This window comes from Rhodococcus sp. T2V, from assembly GCF_029269925.1.
GTDB classification, from domain to species: domain Bacteria; phylum Actinomycetota; class Actinomycetes; order Mycobacteriales; family Mycobacteriaceae; genus Rhodococcus_F; species Rhodococcus_F koreensis.
In genome coordinates, this window is the sequence record NZ_JARJBD010000014.1 from 82,355 (window position 1) to 98,653 (window position 16,299).

At 68.5% G+C, this 16,299-nt stretch carries 16 protein-coding genes; 7 read left to right on the forward strand and 9 right to left on the reverse strand.

Annotated features, from left to right (window positions below; translation table 11 throughout):
* Position 1: 1 nt before the first annotated feature.
* Complete coding sequence (locus P3H15_RS14635; protein ID WP_276137896.1) at positions 2 to 787, reverse strand: 2-keto-4-pentenoate hydratase; 786 nt, start codon at positions 785 to 787, stop codon at positions 2 to 4.
* A 146-nt stretch (positions 788 to 933) separates the two neighbouring features.
* On the opposite strand from P3H15_RS14635, the gene kstD reads away from it, so the two are divergent.
* From kstD to P3H15_RS14650, 3 genes are all read left to right on the forward strand, one after another.
* A complete protein-coding gene (gene kstD / locus P3H15_RS14640; RefSeq protein ID WP_276137897.1) occupies positions 934 to 2,652 on the forward strand; it encodes a 3-oxosteroid 1-dehydrogenase in 1,719 nt (572 codons plus the stop codon).
* On the forward strand, positions 2,642 to 3,508 hold the full coding sequence (locus P3H15_RS14645; RefSeq protein WP_276137898.1) for a MaoC/PaaZ C-terminal domain-containing protein: 867 nt from the start codon (positions 2,642 to 2,644) through the stop codon (positions 3,506 to 3,508). The genes kstD and P3H15_RS14645 overlap by 11 nt, the downstream gene beginning before the upstream one ends.
* A 198-nt stretch (positions 3,509 to 3,706) precedes the next feature.
* Positions 3,707 to 4,207: a C40 family peptidase gene (locus tag P3H15_RS14650; RefSeq protein ID WP_276137956.1), complete on the forward strand. Its 501-nt coding sequence runs from the start codon at positions 3,707 to 3,709 to the stop codon at positions 4,205 to 4,207.
* Here the strand turns inward: P3H15_RS14650 and P3H15_RS14655 are convergent.
* From P3H15_RS14655 to P3H15_RS14675, 5 genes are read right to left on the reverse strand one after another with little or no spacing between them, the layout of a single operon-like run.
* Positions 4,186 to 4,500 carry a hypothetical protein gene (locus P3H15_RS14655; RefSeq protein WP_276137899.1) on the reverse strand — a complete coding sequence of 105 codons (315 nt, stop codon included), beginning with the start codon at positions 4,498 to 4,500 and terminating at the stop codon, positions 4,186 to 4,188. The genes P3H15_RS14650 and P3H15_RS14655 overlap by 22 nt on opposite strands.
* The gene (locus P3H15_RS14660; RefSeq protein ID WP_276137900.1) at positions 4,497 to 5,720 is read right to left on the reverse strand and encodes a DUF58 domain-containing protein; all 1,224 of its coding nucleotides are present in this window, start codon (positions 5,718 to 5,720) and stop codon (positions 4,497 to 4,499) included. The genes P3H15_RS14655 and P3H15_RS14660 overlap by 4 nt, the downstream gene beginning before the upstream one ends.
* Positions 5,721 to 5,733: 13 nt before the next feature.
* The gene (locus P3H15_RS14665) at positions 5,734 to 6,690 is read right to left on the reverse strand and encodes a MoxR family ATPase (RefSeq protein ID WP_276137901.1); all 957 of its coding nucleotides are present in this window, start codon (positions 6,688 to 6,690) and stop codon (positions 5,734 to 5,736) included.
* Positions 6,687 to 7,169: a hypothetical protein gene (locus P3H15_RS14670; RefSeq protein WP_276137902.1), complete on the reverse strand. Its 483-nt coding sequence runs from the start codon at positions 7,167 to 7,169 to the stop codon at positions 6,687 to 6,689. The genes P3H15_RS14665 and P3H15_RS14670 overlap by 4 nt, the downstream gene beginning before the upstream one ends.
* A complete protein-coding gene (locus tag P3H15_RS14675; RefSeq protein ID WP_346348777.1) occupies positions 7,151 to 8,125 on the reverse strand; it encodes a DUF4129 domain-containing protein in 975 nt (324 codons plus the stop codon). The genes P3H15_RS14670 and P3H15_RS14675 overlap by 19 nt, the downstream gene beginning before the upstream one ends.
* Before the next feature lie 228 nt (positions 8,126 to 8,353).
* Here P3H15_RS14675 and P3H15_RS14680 point away from each other — a divergent pair, with 228 nt between their 5' ends.
* From P3H15_RS14680 to P3H15_RS14695, 4 genes are read left to right on the forward strand one after another with little or no spacing between them, the layout of a single operon-like run.
* Complete coding sequence (locus P3H15_RS14680) at positions 8,354 to 9,520, forward strand: LLM class flavin-dependent oxidoreductase (RefSeq protein ID WP_276137904.1); 1,167 nt, start codon at positions 8,354 to 8,356, stop codon at positions 9,518 to 9,520.
* 2 nt (positions 9,521 to 9,522) lie between these two features.
* Positions 9,523 to 9,924 (forward strand): SgcJ/EcaC family oxidoreductase, encoded by a 402-nt coding sequence (locus P3H15_RS14685; protein WP_276137957.1) that lies wholly within the window; start codon positions 9,523 to 9,525, stop codon positions 9,922 to 9,924.
* On the forward strand, positions 9,924 to 11,375 hold the full coding sequence (locus tag P3H15_RS14690) for an amidase (RefSeq protein WP_276137905.1): 1,452 nt from the start codon (positions 9,924 to 9,926) through the stop codon (positions 11,373 to 11,375). The genes P3H15_RS14685 and P3H15_RS14690 overlap by 1 nt, the downstream gene beginning before the upstream one ends.
* Complete coding sequence (locus P3H15_RS14695; protein ID WP_276137906.1) at positions 11,372 to 11,686, forward strand: hypothetical protein; 315 nt, start codon at positions 11,372 to 11,374, stop codon at positions 11,684 to 11,686. The genes P3H15_RS14690 and P3H15_RS14695 overlap by 4 nt, the downstream gene beginning before the upstream one ends.
* Positions 11,687 to 11,724: 38 nt before the next feature.
* Here the strand turns inward: P3H15_RS14695 and P3H15_RS14700 are convergent, their stop codons facing one another.
* The 3 genes from P3H15_RS14700 to P3H15_RS14710 form a co-directional block, all read right to left on the reverse strand.
* Positions 11,725 to 15,012, reverse strand: coding sequence for a protein kinase (locus tag P3H15_RS14700; RefSeq protein ID WP_276137907.1), 3,288 nt, complete (start codon positions 15,010 to 15,012; stop codon positions 11,725 to 11,727).
* Positions 15,013 to 15,126: 114 nt separating this feature from the next.
* Complete coding sequence (locus P3H15_RS14705) at positions 15,127 to 15,594, reverse strand: hypothetical protein (RefSeq protein WP_276137908.1); 468 nt, start codon at positions 15,592 to 15,594, stop codon at positions 15,127 to 15,129.
* Positions 15,595 to 15,598: 4 nt separating this feature from the next.
* Positions 15,599 to 16,096 (reverse strand): flavin reductase family protein, encoded by a 498-nt coding sequence (locus P3H15_RS14710; protein WP_276137909.1) that lies wholly within the window; start codon positions 16,094 to 16,096, stop codon positions 15,599 to 15,601.
* Positions 16,097 to 16,299: the final 203 nt, after the last annotated feature.

A 16,299-nucleotide genomic window follows, 5' to 3' on the forward strand; every position in this document is an offset into this window, starting at 1 on the left:
CCTACTTGAACTGCAGGGATACGGTGCCGAGCCCACTGAACTCGGCGCGGAAGTGATCGCCCGGGTGCGCGTCGATGGCGCGGGTGCAGGAGCCGGGCAGCACGATGTCGCCGGCCTTCAACCGCACGCCGAAGCTCTCGACCTTCTGCGCGAGCCAGGCGACGGCGGTCACCGGGTTGCCGAGCACCGCGTCGCTGCGGCCCTCGGCCTTGGTCTCGCCGTTGCTCGTCAGGACGGCGTCGATGGCCGTGATGTCGATGTCCGCCGGCCGCACCCGGTTCTTGCCGAGCACGAAGCCGGCGGACGACGCGTTGTCGGCGATCGTGTCCGGCAGGGTGATCTTCCAGTCGGTGATCCGGCTGTCGATCAGTTCGATGGACGGCGCGAACGCCACGGTGGCGTCGAGGACGTCCTGTTCGGTGCAGCCTGCACCGGGGAGGTCGGCGCCCAGTACGAACGCGACCTCCACCTCGACGCGCGGGAAGCAGAACCGGGCGGTGTCGACGGGCTGGTCCTCGAACACTTCCATGTCGGCGAGCAGGTGGCCGTAGTCGGGTTCGTCGACGCCCATCATCTGCTGCATGGCGAGGGAGGACAGACCCACCTTGTGCCCGACGACCTTCGCGCCGTCCCGGAGCCGACGGCGGATGTTGATGAGCTGGATCTCGTAGGCATCGAAGACGTCGATGTCGGGATGGTCCGCGGTCAGGGGGCCGATGGGAGCGCGGCCGCGTTCGGCGGTGTCGAGCCGATCCGCCAACTCGGTGCGTAGTTGCGTCGAGAGCATGGTGTGAGGCCTTCCCTGAAGTTCGTGTGCGTGCGCACACCACCGGTTTCTACTGCAACGTGTTTCGTTCTTCTTCGTTGGCGTCAGTAATACTTCCTGGCAGAAACGATGGACTGACAACCCCATCATTCTATAACGTGTTCTACATGAGCAAGCACGAATACGACATCGTGGTCGTCGGTAGCGGTGCCAGTGGAATGACCGCGGCCCTCACCGCGGCCCACAAGGGACTCAGCGTCGTCATCCTCGAAAAGGCAGCGCACTTCGGTGGCTCCACCGCGCGCTCCGGCGGTGGCGTGTGGATCCCGAACAACGAGGCGCTGATCGCCGCGGGCGTCGAGGACACCACCGACGCCGCGCGGACCTACCTCCACAGCATCATCGGCGACGTCGTCCCGAAGGACCGGATCGACGCCTACATCGACCGTGGCCCCGAAATGCTGTCGTTCGTGCTGAAGAACAGCCCGCTGAAACTGCAGTGGGTGCCCGAGTACTCCGACTACTACCCCGAGGCTCCCGGCGGACGGCTCGGCGGACGGTCCGTCGAGCCAACCCCGTTCGACGGCAGGAAACTCGGCGCCGACCTCGCGAAGCTCGAACCCGATTACGTCAAGGCCCCGTCGAATTTCGTGATCACCCAGGCGGATTACCGCTGGCTGAACCTGCTGATGCGCAACCCGCGCGGTCCGCTGCGGGCCGCCCGGGTCGGGCTCCGGTTCCTCGGCGCCAAACTCACCGGCAAGCGCCTGCTCGTCCGCGGTCAGGCCCTCGTCGCCGGACTGCAGGCCGGACTGAAGGCCGCCGGCGTCCCGATCCTGCTCGACACCCCGCTCACCGACCTGTACGTGGAAGACGGAGTGGTCAGGGGCGTCAACGCCACGGTGGACGGACAGCCGCAGGTGTTCCGGGCGCGCCGCGGCGTGGTGATCGCGTCGGGCGGATTCGAGCACAACGACGAGGCCCGCAAGAAGTACCAGCGGGCGCCGATCGGCACCGAGTGGACCGTCGGCGCGAAGGCCAACACCGGCGACGGCATCTGGGCGGGCGAAAAGCTCGGTGCCGCGCTCGATCTGATGGAGGACGCGTGGTGGGGGCCGTCCATCCCGCTCACCGGCGGGCCGTGGTTCGCGCTGTCCGAGCGGAGCCTGCCCGGCTGCATCATGATCAACGAGTCCGGCAAGCGCTTCGTCAACGAATCGGCACCGTACGTCGAGGCGACGCACGCGATGTACGGCGGGACGTACGGCCAGGGCGACGGACCGGGTGAGAACGTCCCGTGCTGGCTCGTCCTCGACCAGCGGTACCGCGACCGGTACGCGTTCGCCGGCGTCACCCCGCGGTCTCCGTTCCCCGGCCGCTGGCTGAAGGCCGGTGTCATCGTCAAGGCCGGCACCGTCGCCGAGCTGGCCGGGAAGATCGGCGTGCCCGTCGACGCACTCACCGAAACGGTCTCGCGTTTCAACACTTTCGCCCGCAGCGGCAAGGACGAGGACTTCGGCCGCGGCGAGAGCGGATACGACCACTACTACGGGGATCCCCGCAACAAACCGAACCCGAGCCTCGGCGCGCTCGAGAAGGCGCCGTTCTTCGCCGTCAAGATGGTTCCGGGCGACCTCGGCACCAAGGGCGGGCTGCGCACCGACCGCAACGCCCGCGTGCTCCGGGCGGACGGCAGCACCATCGAGAACCTCTACGCGGTGGGCAATGCCAGCGGTCCGGTGATGGGCCACACCTACGCCGGCCCCGGCGCGACCATCGGTCCGGCGATGACGTTCGGCTACCTCGCGGTTCTCGATATCCTCGACAAGTCCGCCCAGTCCGACTCGCCGACGTCACTGACCGGAGACGCCACCAATGCCCATTGATCCGAACATCGCCATCGGGGCCGAACTGCCGACCCAGGAGTTCTCCTGGACCAGTTCCGACGTCCAGCACTACCACCTCGCTCTCGGCGCCGGGTCGCGTCCGCTCGACGAGAAGGAGTTGCGCTACCTGACCGACGGGACACCGCAGGTGCTTCCGACGTTCGCCACGGTCGCGGCGAACTTCCATGCCACCGAGGCGCCGAGCGTGTCGTTCCCGGGAGTCGAGATCGACCTCGCCAAGGTCGTCCACGGCACCCAGGAAGTGACCGTGCACCGGCCGATTCCGCCGGAGGGCAAGGCCCGCACCACCACCCGCATCGCCGAAGTGTGGGACAAGGGCAAGGCCGCCGTCATCGTGCAGGAATCGGCGACCACCGACCTCGACGGCACTCCCCTGTGGACCGGGCGGTCGTCCATCTTCGCCCGCGGCGAAGGCGGTTTCGGCGGTGAGCGTGGACCGTCCCAGTCCGTCGCGTTGCCCGACCGGCCCGCCGACGCCGAGGTCGACACCCCCGTCCTTCCGCAGCAGGCACTGCTGTACCGGATGTGCGGTGACCGCAACCCCCTGCATTCCGACCCGAAGTTCGCTTCCGCCGCAGGGTTTCCCGCCCCCATCCTGCACGGCCTGTGCACGTACGGGATGGTGTGCAAGGCGGCCGTGGACGCGGTCCTCGACTCGGACGCAGCGCGGGTCGCGGGATTCCGGGTCCGGTTCGCCGGCGTCGTGTTCCCCGGCGAGACCCTGCACACGCGGATCTGGAAGGAACAGGGCAGACTCCTCATCTCGGCGACGGTCCCCGAGCGCGATCACGCCCCGGCCCTGACCGACGTGGTCCTGACCCTGGCCGAGGGGTGACAGTTACCGAAACTTGACCGAATTCGCCCAGTTCGGGCGGATATTCGCAATTCTCAGGCACGACGCCGCAACACTTTGTACGCTGTCCGTGACCTCATCGAGACGTGTCAACCGATGGTCGGGGCGGTTCCACGGCTCTTCACGAGCAGTAGCGAACAAAGGGGGGACCTCGTGTCCCAGCGCAGACCTCTCCGTCCCGTGCGCCGTGCCGCCGTTGCCGGTGCTCTCGCGTTCTGTGCGACCGCTCTCGTCGCTCTTCCCGCGAATGCCGCACCGGTGGCGGGCAGTTCCGACAGCGGCAGCACCGGCGGCAGTTCGATGGGTTCGTCCGTCCTCCCGACGCCCATTCCCACTCCGACGGGGCTGGCCGCGCTCGCGGCCGCGACGACCCAGACGGGCAAGCCCTATCTGTGGGGTGGGACGGGTCCAGACGCGTGGGACTGCTCGGGTCTGGTGCAATGGGCATTCCGGCAGGCCGGGGTGAACCTGCCGCGCACCACCTGGGAGCAGGCCGAGGTCGGTGCCCCCATTCCGTTGTGGGCGCTGGCTCCCGGCGACATCGTGGTGCTCAACGACGACGCGTCGCACATCGGTATCTACGCGGGCTTCGGTCAGGTCTTCAACGCGTACGGGCGCGGCGTGCCGGTGGGTCTGGCGCCGCTGTCGCAGTTCCACATCTACAGCATCCGCCGGTTCTGACGGTCGCCGACGTAGGGCCACACCGCGACGACGAACAGCATCACCACCGCGACCGGTCCGAGCAGGGCCGCCCACGCGGGCGCATCCGGCAGTGCCGCCGCCGGCACGGCCACGGCGCCGGCGGCGACGGCTCCCAGCAGGAGCGTCGGGATTCCCCGGGCGGGGCCGACGTAGGCGACGAGCAGCAGTGCCGTCGCCGCCACCCCGGCAGCGGCCGCTGCGGGCGCGGACGCGTCCCCCAGGACGAGCGCCACCAGCGCCCCCTGCACCGCGAGCACAGCAACCCACCTCATCGGTGCGCTCCCGACGGCCTGCGGGCCCGGTCCGCGAGGGCCAGTGCCAGATCCAGTGCGGAATCGTCCTCCCACGCGACCACCGGGACCCCGAGGACCCCCATGTTCCGGTACATGTTCCGCCGCTCGAGCCGCCACATCCGGCCGGTCATCGGATCGAGTTCGTGCTCGAACGGCGGACCGCGGAGGACGTCGACGGCCACGACGACGTGACCGCGCCGCCGCAATTCCAGCAGCGACAGCGCGAACCCGGTGTCGAGCATGGTGGAGAACGCGATGACCACCGCCCGCGGCGGCAACGCGACCCGCGGGACCAGCGTGCCTTCGGACGCGCCCTCCTCGGAGTCGAGGACGGTGTCGAGGATCCGGTAGAACTGCCTGCGCCCGATGTCGGCGCCGAGCCACCGCAGCCGCAGACCGTGGGCGACGACCCCGGCCCGATCGCCGCGTTGCAGGGCCGTCTGCACCACCTGCGTCGCCCCGCGGACGGTGCGGTGCAGACTCTCCGACGCCGGTCCGGGCGCCTGCGGGGTGGTGTCGAGTACGGCGACGACGTCGGCGGCGCGGTCCATGATCCGTTCGGTCACGTGGAGCCTGCCGCGGCGGGCACTGACGGGCCAGTTGACGCTGCGCAGCGGATCTCCCGGGGCGTGCGGCCGGATGTCGCCGAATTCGACTCCCGATCCGAATCGGCGGGTGCGGTGCGCGCCGATGCGGTCCGGAAGCGGGGCGTGCGGGAGCGGCGTCGGCATCGGCGGTGCGAGCGGAAAGATCCGCAGTTCCGTGACGGGAACCCGCGCCGTCGCGGTCAGCAGGCCGCCGCCCGCGCGCGCCGTGACGATCAGTGCGGGTTCGTATCGACCCCACCGGTCCGCCGACACCAGGTACTCGCCGACGCCGGTCTGCTCGACCCGGTAGCTGTCGGACGGCACCGGTGTCACCGTCAGCTCCGCCGCGCCGCCGCACGTCGTCACGTCCACCGAGAACCGCACGGACTCGGATTCGAAGCACCGTAGCGTGCCGCCCGAACTGTCGACGCGCACTCCGGTGGCCGGTCGCGGCAACCACGTCAGCGCGCCGAGCGCGCCCAGCATCGGGGCGGCGAACACCATCAGTTCCCACCACCGCCCCACGACGCCCACGGTCAGTGCCACGGCCGCGCAGGTCGCCAGGGCGAGGGCCGCCGGCGACGCCCGCCACGTCAGCGGGTGCTCGGTCATCGTGCTCTCGGCGTCATCGTGCCCTCGGCGCGGGGAGGCGGCGCAACAGTTCCGCGAGGACGTCGTCGCTGCGGATACGGCGCACCCACATCTCCGGCCGCAGGCTGATGCGATGCGCGACAGCGGGAACGGCCAGCGCTTTGATGTCCTCGGGAATGACGAAGTCCCGGCCGGAGAGGAGGGCGCGTGCCCGCGCCAGTTGGACGAGGTCGAGTTCCGCGCGGGGACTGGCCCCGACCTCCACCTGCGGGTGATGCCGGGTGGCGTTCGCGAGTGCGACGACGTACCCAAGGACGTCGTGATGAACACTGACCTGTTCGAGCGACTCCCGCATCGCCAAGAGGTCGGCGGCATCGACCACCTGCTGGACGACGACGGCGGCGGATCCCCTGTCCAGCCGGCGGCGCAGCATCTCGTGCTCGTCGGTCTCGGTGAGGTACCCCAGCCTCAGGCGGAGCGTGAACCGGTCCAGCTGCGCCTCGGGCAGTGGGTAGGTGCCCTCGTATTCGATGGGGTTGTCGGTGGCGAGCACGACGAAGGGACGCGGCAGGATCCGGGTGGTGCCGTCCACGCTGACCTGACCCTCGGCCATGGCCTCGAGCAGAGCGGCCTGGGTCTTGGGCGGGGTGCGGTTGATCTCGTCGGCCAGCAGCAGGTTGGTGAAGATCGGGCCCGGACGAAACTCGAACCGTCCCGACGGCATGTCGTAGATGGTGGCGCCGAGCAGGTCGGCGGGCAGCAGGTCGGGGGTGAACTGGACGCGTGTGAAGTCGAGCCCGAGCGCGGCGGCGAAAGAGCGGGCCACCAACGTCTTTCCGAGCCCGGGCAGATCCTCGATGAGCACGTGTCCGCCCGCGAGCACGGCGAGCAGAATCGACGTGAGTTCGTCGTGCTTGCCGACCACCGCCCGCTCGACCTCCGCCAGCACGGCGTGGGCGCGCGCGGTGGTGACCTCGGCGGGCATCGTCACAGCTGCTCCAGTCGTTGCAGGATCCGGTCGAGGACGTCTCGGCCCGGACCCGGCTCCGTCCTGTCGACGCGCTGGACGCCGTCGGGATCGACCCACCGCCACAGGTCGCCGAAGAACACTTCACCCGCGGCGGCGGTGTCGGCGGGGTCGAGTCCCTGCCGCTGTCCGGTGGACTGCTGGAATTCGCGCGCCAGCAACGGACGCAGGTGGTGATCCCAGTCGCCGCGGGTGCCGTCCGCCCAGCTGATCAACGATTCCGTCCGCGCCATCCAGCGGGCCGTCGCCTCGGCCCGTTCCGCTTCCGGACCCGACGTGTCGCCGTCGACGTCTGCGGGTGCCATCCGCCGCCGAATCTCGAAAAGCACCAGCGCCGTCACCGCCCCCGCGATCAGCACGGCTGCGCCGTACCGGCCCGCGGCCACCAGCGGGACCTCCACGGCCAGTACCACTCCGACCCCGATTACCGCGACGGCGAGCACGCGTCGCTCCCCAGGTCGTCGAGCACGCGCCGGAGCAGGTTCGCGGCCTCGTCGCGGTGCTGTTCGCCCATCGGATGCAGGCTGAACCGCGCCTCGGAGAACAGCCGCACCAGCGGCGCCGCTGCCTCGAATCGCAGCGCTCCGAGTTGCACTGCGCGAGCCAGCACTTCGGACGGTGTGTCCGAATCCCGCGGCTCGGCGCCCGGCGCCGTCCGCAACGCGTCCTCCATCGCGGCGTAACTGGCGATGATGGCCTCGCGCGGCGGCAGACCGGTGGCCACGACCACGGCGAGACCTTCCTCCGCGGCCCGGGCCAGCGAGTGCGCGCCTGCCGGAGCGTCGGGGGAACTCGCCGCGGTCCAGGCGCCGACCCGGGACCTGAGGGGACGCCGCGCCACGGCGCCGAGGATCAGCACCGTCACCAGGATCGGTCCGACAATGGCTGCCGCGGTCCACAATTCCGCGAGATCCTCGCGGGCCTCGGCGACCGTGTCGGGCGGCGGGACCGTCTCGGTGGGCACCACCCGGTCGGTGCGGTCGGCCCCCTCGTCGGCGGTCTGGGTCGTCGTCGAGCGCTGACGGCCCGGGGATTCGTCGCCGCGGACGGATCCGAGGAGGAACGCCGCGGCCACGAGAAGGGAGGCGAACACCGCCCATCCGACCACGTGCCGGCGCGAGACCGAGGACCCGGTGTTCCCGGTCGGCCCGACCGTCGGCGGGTCGGGGGCGACCCGTGGCCGTCCGCCGCGCACGGCCGACGCGAGCGCCACGGCCGCGACGACGACGGCGATCGCGGACAGGACGACCAGCGCCCGCGTCGCCCCCGCACCCGGCTCGGCCGCTGTGGCGGGGGTGTCTGCTGCGGGGACCGCCCTGACCACAAGGGTGACCGTCACGACGGCCGCCAGCAGGGCGACCGTGTGGACGACCCTCTTCATCACCCGACGGTCCGGCATCCTCACTCCCGAGTTGCCCCTCCATCGTGACACGCGGAGACCGCGAAAATCACTCGTTCACGGCGGCAGGCAGCGCAGCAACACGTACCTCGCGGTTCGATGTCACGACGCCGTATGCGCAGCAAAGTTCGGTATCTCCTCCGCATGATGACGGATTTGCGGTGGGACTCGATGGCGGACGCTGGAACGTGCCGACAGAGGCACTCCCCCGAACCGAAGGAAGTCGCGATGAGATTCATCATGATGAGCGAATGTGCAACCGAGCCCGGCACCACGCACCACCGGCGCTATCGGGACATGGTGGACGAAGCCGTCTTCGCCGAGGAGATGGGCTTCTACGGCTGGGGCACCTCCGAGCACCACTTCTTCAACGACATGTGCGTCACATCCGCGCCGGAATGTCTGTTCACCGCTGTCGCGATGCGCACGAACCGGATTCGTCTGCGGTACATGAGCCGGCTGACCTCCGTGATTCATCCGATCCTCGTCGCGGAGCAGACCGCGACCACCGACCTGCTGTCGGACGGCCGCGTCGAGCTGACCACCGCCCGTGGAAATACGTTGCTGCAGTTGGACGCGTTCGGCGTCTCCCTGGAGGAAACCCGCGACCGATCCGAGGAGGCACTCGACCTCATCGTGCGGGCGTTGAGCGATGACACATTCAGCCACGACGGCCCGCACTGGGGCACGATCCCCGAGCGCCGGTTGAGCCCCAAGTCTCTGCAGGAGCCGCACCCGCCGCTGTACAAGATCGTCCAGAGTGTGGAGTCTGCCGCCGACGCCCGGCGCAAGGGCCTGGGCATGATCACCTCCGACGCCTACCTGGGCTGGGAGGTTCTGCAAGCGAACCTCGACGCCTACAACGCGGTGTCCGAGGACGAGGTCTCGCCCATCGGCCGCTACGCGATCAAGTCGGCGGCCAGCAGCGTCATGTCAGCACGATGCGCCAAGACCAACGACGAGGCACTCGCACACGCGGAGGCCGATCTGCTGAAGTTCGCGCAGATGATCATCAACGACGTCTACGTGCAGCTCGCCGAACGGTCACCGGAACAGTACGGCGAATTCTCCCGGATCGGATTGCTGCGCAAGCACGCCGACGACGCGGACTGGCTGCGTACCTGCGGCCCGACCGTCCTGGTCGGCGATCCGCAGCACTGCGTCGAGCAGGTTCAGCGCACCGCCGACATGGGGGCGGACGAGATCGTGCTGCGTATCGACGGAGGCACCCACGACGAGCGGATGCAGTCGATCGAAAACTTCGGCAGGTACGTGATTCCGTACTTCGGCAATCCCGCGGGTGTGGTCCGCACGGGGCCGGTCGGTCTGCTTCCCGGCGACCCGCGGCAGCGTCCGAGCTACGAGATCGACACCGCCGAAGAACTGGCGGGGTGAGCATGTCGACGTTCGATCGTGAGCAATTGGCCGACCTCCATTGCAGCGTGGTCCGTGCCATCGAGGATCGCGACCCGGCGTTGTTCGCGTCGCTGTACACCAGCGACGGCAGGTTGCTGACGCCCGACGGGCGATCTGTACACGGGCGCGACGCGATCGCCGAGGAGTTCGGCAACTGGCTGAGGGCGGGGCTCGTCACGCAGGCCCTCGAGAACGTCCAACTGACCATCGGCGACACCGTCGCAGTCGAGGAAGGCCGCGCGATCGGCGAGTTCGCCGCCGGATCCGAGGTGCACAGCAACTACCTCGTCGTCCACGTCCGGCAGGACGACGGATCGTGGTTGATGCACCGCGACATCTGGACTCACGTCGGAGCAGATGTGCCCGCGGAGGTGTCGTACTGATGGTGACGATCGAGGAATACGCGTCCTACGACGCCACCGGGCTGGCCGACCTGGTGCGTTCCGGTGAGGTCGAGCCGGCGGAGATTCACGAGGCGGGGATCAAGGCAGTCGAACTCGCGAACGAGCGGCTGCACGCCACCGTGGAGGGGCCGTGGGATTCGCCGCTGGACGCGTCCACCGATGGCCTGTTCGCCGGAGTTCCCTTCGTGCTCAAGGACCTCTGCTGCCACGCCGCCGGGGTGCCGCTGCACCTGGGCAGCCGGGCACTCGCGGCGGGGATCGTGCTCGACCACGACTCCGAACTGATGGCCCGGTTCCGTCGCGCCGGACTCGCCGCCGTCGGAAGCACGAAGATCCCCGAGTTCGCGTTGTGCCCCACCACCGAGCCCCAGTTCGGTGGGGTGGTCCACAACCCGTGGGATCCGGCCAAGAGTCCCGGCGGATCCAGCGGCGGATCTGCCGCGCTGGTGGCGGCGGGAGCGGTCCCGATCGCGCACGCCAACGACGGTGCCGGGTCGATCCGCATTCCGGCGTGTCACACCGGCACCGTCGGCCTCAAACCCAGTCGCGGGCGGATCCCGATCGGTCCCGGCATCCAGGAGGCCTTCTACGGCAACGTGGTGGAGTTCGCCGTCACCCGGTCGGTGCGCGACGCCGCGGCGTTGCTCGATGCCGTGCACGGGAACCTCCCCGGGGAAAAGTACGGCGCGCCCGGTCCGGTCCGGCCCTACCGCGACGAGATGCGAGGACCACGATCGCCGCTGCGCATCGCGGTGTGCCTCGATTCGTGGAGCGACCGCCCGGTGCACGAAGATGTCCGGCGCGCGTTGACGTCGACGATCGAGTTGCTGTCCGACCTCGGGCACGAGGTGGATGTCGTCACGCCCACGTTGACGTGGGAGGAGTTCCTCGACGCTCTGACCACCACGTTCTGTGCGGGAACCGCAGCGGACGTCATACCGCTCGGCGAGGCGATCGGTGTCGGGTTGAGCCCGGACCACTTCGAGGCGACGACGATCGCGTGCGCCGAGGCCGGCCGCGCGTTGACACCGGTCGACCTCGCCCGCGCGTTCGCGACGAACAACCGGGTGAGCCGGCAGGTGGCGGCGTTCATGGCGGACTGGGACATCCTGGTCACACCGACCGCGATCACGCCGCCGGTAGATCTCGGGACGTTCGACGCGAACGACGCATCGTTCTCCGCGCAGGAGTGGGTGCGTCACGTCATCACACCGCATCCGGTGTGTGCCTTGTACAACGTCACGGGTGCGCCGGCGATCAGCCTGCCGCTCGGCACCACGAGCGACGGCTTACCTGTCGGCGTGCAGTTCGGCGCCGACGTGTACCGGGAAGACCTCCTGCTCGGTCTCGCGGCGCAACTGGAGCAGGCGCGACCGTGGGCCGAGCGTCGACCGGCGCTGCACGTGACGAATCTGAGCGAGGGGTCATGATCGTCGTCGTCACCACCGATGATGCACGTCGTGACGGAGTGATCCGACTCGACGACAGGGACAACTTCACGGAGTTGGCGGTCGACGCGGTCGGGCTGTCGCGGGAAGCGGTGACCGCAGTCGCCGTGTCGACGGGAGCGGGCGCCGTGGACGGCGATCATCTCTGGATCGACGTCGACTTTCTCCGCGGGCGTGGGCGCGGAACCGACGAGTGGAACGCCGCTCTCGCAGCGATGGTCGATTATGCCGCGGGAAAGGGGTGGACCGACTCCGGCAGCGGCCGGGTGCGCGCCCACATCCGCTGGAAGTGAGTGGTCAGGTGGGAGATTGCCTCACCGGTGGCAGTGGATCACGGCATTTCCGGATTCGCGGCCATCAGAGAGGCAATCTCCGACCGCCGGCGCAGACCGCATTTCGCGAGGACGTGCGCGACATGGGTATCCACGGTGCGCTTTCCGATGATCAACTGGGCCGCAATCTCCTTGTTCGTCATCCCGCGTGCCACGAGGCCGGCGATCTCCCGCTCCCGATTCGTCAAGTGCTGAAGGACCGCAGATCTCGCATCCACCTCCGGAACCCGGCCGCCGCGATCGGCCGCCGCGGAGTCGGCGGCGTCCGCACCGGGCAGTGTAGCGATCCATTCGATCCCGAGTGCGGCACCGCTCGCGGTGGCGTCCGCGACGTCGCGCTCGGCGAGATGAGCCCGGACTTTCGCGACACAGGCGTCGCGGTGCTGCATCAACCGGTGCAATCCCATCACGGAGGAACCGCTCGCAGACCAGTACGCTTGCGTCGCACCGAGAATTCGCGCCGCCTCGAGGTATCTGCCGTCCTCCGCGGCCAGCCAGGCGAGCAGTTCGCCGATCAGCGCCATCCCGAGTTGGTCGTCGATGGTCGCCATCGCCGCCAGCGCGTGTTTCGCGATCGACGCGGCGTATTCGTACGATCCCTGCAGGTAGGCGGCGAGGGCCTGCACCCATCGGGCGTACGAGATGCACCAGTGGTCACCGTTCTTCTCGCAGACCGCGATGCAGTCCCGGCAGCACTCCTCCGCGAGATCGAACTCTCGGTACAGGCAATACGCCTCCCCCAGCTGATACGCGAACATGGCGGTGGCGAGTCCGTCGCCGCGTTGCCGCGCTTCCGAAATCGCGGTCCGGTACAGCTCGACGCCCCCGTCGAAATCGTCTCGGAAGAAGTACACCGCACCCAGCATCGCCCTGCCGAAGGAGGCCGCGCGTGCGTCGTCCTGCTGCCGGGCCTGCGCGAGGCACTCCCGCAGGTGCTGTTCCGCACGATCGATTTCCCCCGTGATCAGCAGATTCCATCCCAGCGTCCACAGCGACCTGGCTTCGTGCGGTATGCCGAGGCGGTGCACGCGGTCCCACGCATGCTCCGACCACAGCCGGCCCTCCTTCAAATGCCCGCAACCGAGCCAGTAGAACCAGAGATCCGCGACCATCGCGGCGCCGGTCCCACAGTGTTCGCTGGTTTCGAGCGCCCATTCGAAGGCGGCGCGCATGTTCGCAATCTCTTCGGACACCGTCGAACTGGCTCGGTGTTGCTCCGGGCCGAACCAGTCGTGCTCCGAACTCTTCGCCAACGCCGAATAGAACCGCATGTGTCGATCACGCAGATCAGCATGTGGCGCGGTGAGTCCGAGGGACGCCGCCTCCCGCTCGAGCATCAACTGGCCGAATTCACGGATGGTGTCGAGCATCTGAAATCGGAGAACGTGCCCCGCCTGCCGCCGCGACAGAATGGACTGCTGCACGAGACCGTCGACGGCATCGGCGATGTCGCCGCCACCATCCAGTGTGCAGACGCTGTGCACCGCGTCCAGCGAGGCCGAACCGACGAAGACGGAGAACTGGGCCCACAGGGATCTCTCGGCGGTACTGCACTGATCCCAGGTCCACTCGAGTAGCGTCCACAGGCTGCGATGGCGCGGGTGCACGTCGCGGGGACCGCCACGGAGAAGCCCGAATCGATCGGCCAGCCGGGTGCCGATGTCCTCGATCGACATCGTCCGGGTCCGCAGTGCGGCCAGCTCGATGGCCAGCGGCAGGCCGTCCAGTCTGTTGCACAGCTCGACGACGGAGCTTTCATCGAAGGTTCCCTGCCCCCACCCGCCTGCCGCCTGCGCGCGTTCCCGGAACAGCACGACGGCGTCGTTCTCGGCGTCCGAGTGACCGGAATGGGCGAACGGCGGTACCGTCAATACGAATTCGGCGCTGATGCCCAGGGAGGTTCGCGACGTCGCGAGGATCTTCACATTGGGGCACTGTGCCAGCACGCTCGCCGATATGTCCCCGATCTCGGTGGTGAGGGTGTCGCAGTTGTCGAATATCAGCAGGGTGTTCTTGTCGCCGAGTTGCTCGGCGAGCGACAACACGGTGCCGGGCCCCGGTATCGAGTCCTGAATTGCCTGTTGGACGAATCTGCCGTCCTGGACGTAGTTGAAATCGGTCAGCCACACCCCGTCTCGGAACGCCCGCTGCAATCCGAGGCCCGCGGATTTCACGAGCCGTGACTTGCCCACGCCCCCGATACCGGTCAACGTCAGCAATCGTGCCCGCCGCAACAGTTCTCGAATCTCGCGAAGTTCGTGATTCCGGCCGACGAAGCTCGTCACGTCGGCGGAGATGTTGTGTCGGCGCAGCGGTGATTTCCCGGCGTCTTTCGCACGGGTGTCGCGGGACGGCGCCGCGGCGGGCCGTGGTGTGACACCGAGCGTGCTGGGCGTCGCCATCTCGTCGACCGGCAGTCCGTGGCGCCGTTGGATGTTCCGCAGTTCGTCACCGAACTCCGTCGCCGACACGGGGCGATCCTCCGGTTTCTGCGCCATGGCACGCTCGATCGCGGCGGCGACGTCGGCAGGTATGTCGTACTCGTGCAGAGGCGGAATCGGTTCGTTCGTAATACGCAGGAACTGCGCGACGAGGTCCTCTCCGCTGCGGCGTTCGAACGCGGCATGGCCGGTTACCGCGCTGAAGAGCGTCGCTCCGAGACCGTAGACATCGGATGCGGCACTGGCCGGCTGCCCGCGGAGCACTTCGGGCGCGGCGAAGGCCGGCGACCCGAGAACGACGCCGGCGGCGGTGCGGAATCCGCCGGTGATCCGCGCGATCCCGAAGTCGGTCAGCTCAGGTTCGCCGTACTCGGTCAGCAGGATATTTCCCGGCTTGACGTCGCGATGCAGAATGTCGATGCGGTGTGCGGCGGTGAGCGCACCCGCAATCTTCACGCCCAGCCGGAGCGCGTCGGTCCATCCGATCGGGCCGTGCCTGCGGATGTGTGTCTCCAGCGATTCCTGCCGGTGGTAGGGCATCACGAGGTAGGGCCGGCCGCTTTCGGTTGCTCCTGCGTGGAGGATCGTGACGATATTCGGGTGTCCGGACAGTCGACCCATCGCGTGCTGTTCCTCGATGAACCGTTCGAAACTTTCTTCGTCGAGATCCGCGGTCAGAATCTTGACTGCCACTGTGCGTTCGAGTGGCGTCTGCTCACAGCGGTAGACGACTCCGAAGCCGCCACGTGCGATCTCCCGCGCATTGCAGAAACCGTCGGCAGCGAGTTCGGCGGCGATATCGACCGCCGATCCGCGCTGAGTGGCCAGCGGGTCGACGTCATCCATTGGCCATGTCCGTCCCCTGCTCGGCGAAGGTGTGCATCGGTCGGCGATCCCGGTCATCCGAGTTTATTCCTGCTCGGGAACGATCGACTGGATTCGATATCGGCGCCGGTCAGTTCAGCTCGTCCGCGCGAGGAGCCCCTCTTCGAGGACCCAGCCGGGGAGGTCGAGCACGACATCGAAGCCCGCGTGGCGGAGGTACTCGACGACGGCGCCCCGCAGTCGGTGTTGCCGAGCCGGCGGGCCGTCCACCGCGATCAGCGCGCCGGAGGCCACACCCACCCGTACCGCGTCCGCGATCAGGCCGGCCAGCAGCCGCGGCGAATCCGGGAAGGGAACAGCCCGGTCGTCGAGGGGACGGTACGGGCCGGTCGGTACCGAAGCCGTCGTGTCGATGCGCAGAAGCGGCAGCGGGGTTCTCCCGGTCTCGTCGGGCTCGAGCCTGCCGGTGTCCAGCGCCGCCTCACGCAGGTTGTCCGCGTCCAGGAGGTGCGGATAGTGGTCGCAGGCCGCACCGGTCGAGGTGAACACCGGATCGGCGTGGCGGCCCACGACGAACACTGCGATTCGACGCGCAGTGGACACCTGACTAGGCATGGCGCACCGCCGCGAATGTGCTGCGAAAGAACAGCAGGGGCGACCGGTCGACACCGTTGGAGATACGGCGCAGCGCCAGCAGTACGAGGAAGTGGTCGCCGGCGGGGATGGCCTCCGACACCGTGGCCTCGAACCATGCGGACGCATCGTCGATGACGACCGCCCCCGAGGCTGTCACGCGGTAACCGACCGAGTCGAAGCGCCGGTCCGCCTCCTTCGCGGACAGTTGCAGCCCGCACGCGCCCTGCGACTCGGCCAGGATGCTCGCGCCGATCGCCTCCGCCCGGGCGATCAGCGGCCAGGTGGCAGATTCGTTGCGGATGGACACGACCATCAGCGGCGGGTCGAGCGAGACGTTGGTGAATGAACTCACCGCCATGCCGACGGGTTCACCGTCCACCATCGCACCGAGCGCGAGAACGCCGCTCGGGATCCGTCCGAAGAAGGTTCGCAGGGTCCGTTGGTCGAAGGGCTCGGAGATCGTCGTCATGGCGATGCACTCCCGTGGGATCGGTTCAGGCTGGCACTTCACATTCTCGGACGCGGCTGCCTGCCTGCCATCGGTCGTTGTACGTATCCGGCTACGGATTCGCGCGCTCGGACCACCGGATGCAAGTGCGCCGAACTCCGAACTCCGCATGCGATCCGCACGATGACGGATTCCGCTCGGAGTCCGTCGTCGGCACGCTGAGA

Bases quoted from the DNA above. Each gene is read 5' to 3' on its own strand.
- P3H15_RS14635 (WP_276137896.1), bottom strand. From the start codon at position 787: ATGCTCTCGACGCAACTACGCACCGAGTTGGCGGATCGGCTCGACACC.
- kstD (WP_276137897.1), top strand. From the start codon at position 934: ATGAGCAAGCACGAATACGACATCGTGGTCGTCGGTAGCGGTGCCAGT.
- P3H15_RS14645 (WP_276137898.1), top strand. From the start codon at position 2,642: ATGCCCATTGATCCGAACATCGCCATCGGGGCCGAACTGCCGACCCAG.
- P3H15_RS14655 (WP_276137899.1), bottom strand. From the start codon at position 4,500: ATGAGGTGGGTTGCTGTGCTCGCGGTGCAGGGGGCGCTGGTGGCGCTC.
- P3H15_RS14660 (WP_276137900.1), bottom strand. From the start codon at position 5,720: ATGACCGAGCACCCGCTGACGTGGCGGGCGTCGCCGGCGGCCCTCGCC.
- P3H15_RS14675 (WP_346348777.1), bottom strand. From the start codon at position 8,125: ATGCCGGACCGTCGGGTGATGAAGAGGGTCGTCCACACGGTCGCCCTG.
- P3H15_RS14680 (WP_276137904.1), top strand. From the start codon at position 8,354: ATGAGATTCATCATGATGAGCGAATGTGCAACCGAGCCCGGCACCACG.
- P3H15_RS14685 (WP_276137957.1), top strand. From the start codon at position 9,523: ATGTCGACGTTCGATCGTGAGCAATTGGCCGACCTCCATTGCAGCGTG.
- P3H15_RS14690 (WP_276137905.1), top strand. From the start codon at position 9,924: ATGGTGACGATCGAGGAATACGCGTCCTACGACGCCACCGGGCTGGCC.
- P3H15_RS14695 (WP_276137906.1), top strand. From the start codon at position 11,372: ATGATCGTCGTCGTCACCACCGATGATGCACGTCGTGACGGAGTGATC.
- P3H15_RS14700 (WP_276137907.1), bottom strand. From the start codon at position 15,012: ATGGATGACGTCGACCCGCTGGCCACTCAGCGCGGATCGGCGGTCGAT.
- P3H15_RS14710 (WP_276137909.1), bottom strand. From the start codon at position 16,096: ATGACGACGATCTCCGAGCCCTTCGACCAACGGACCCTGCGAACCTTC.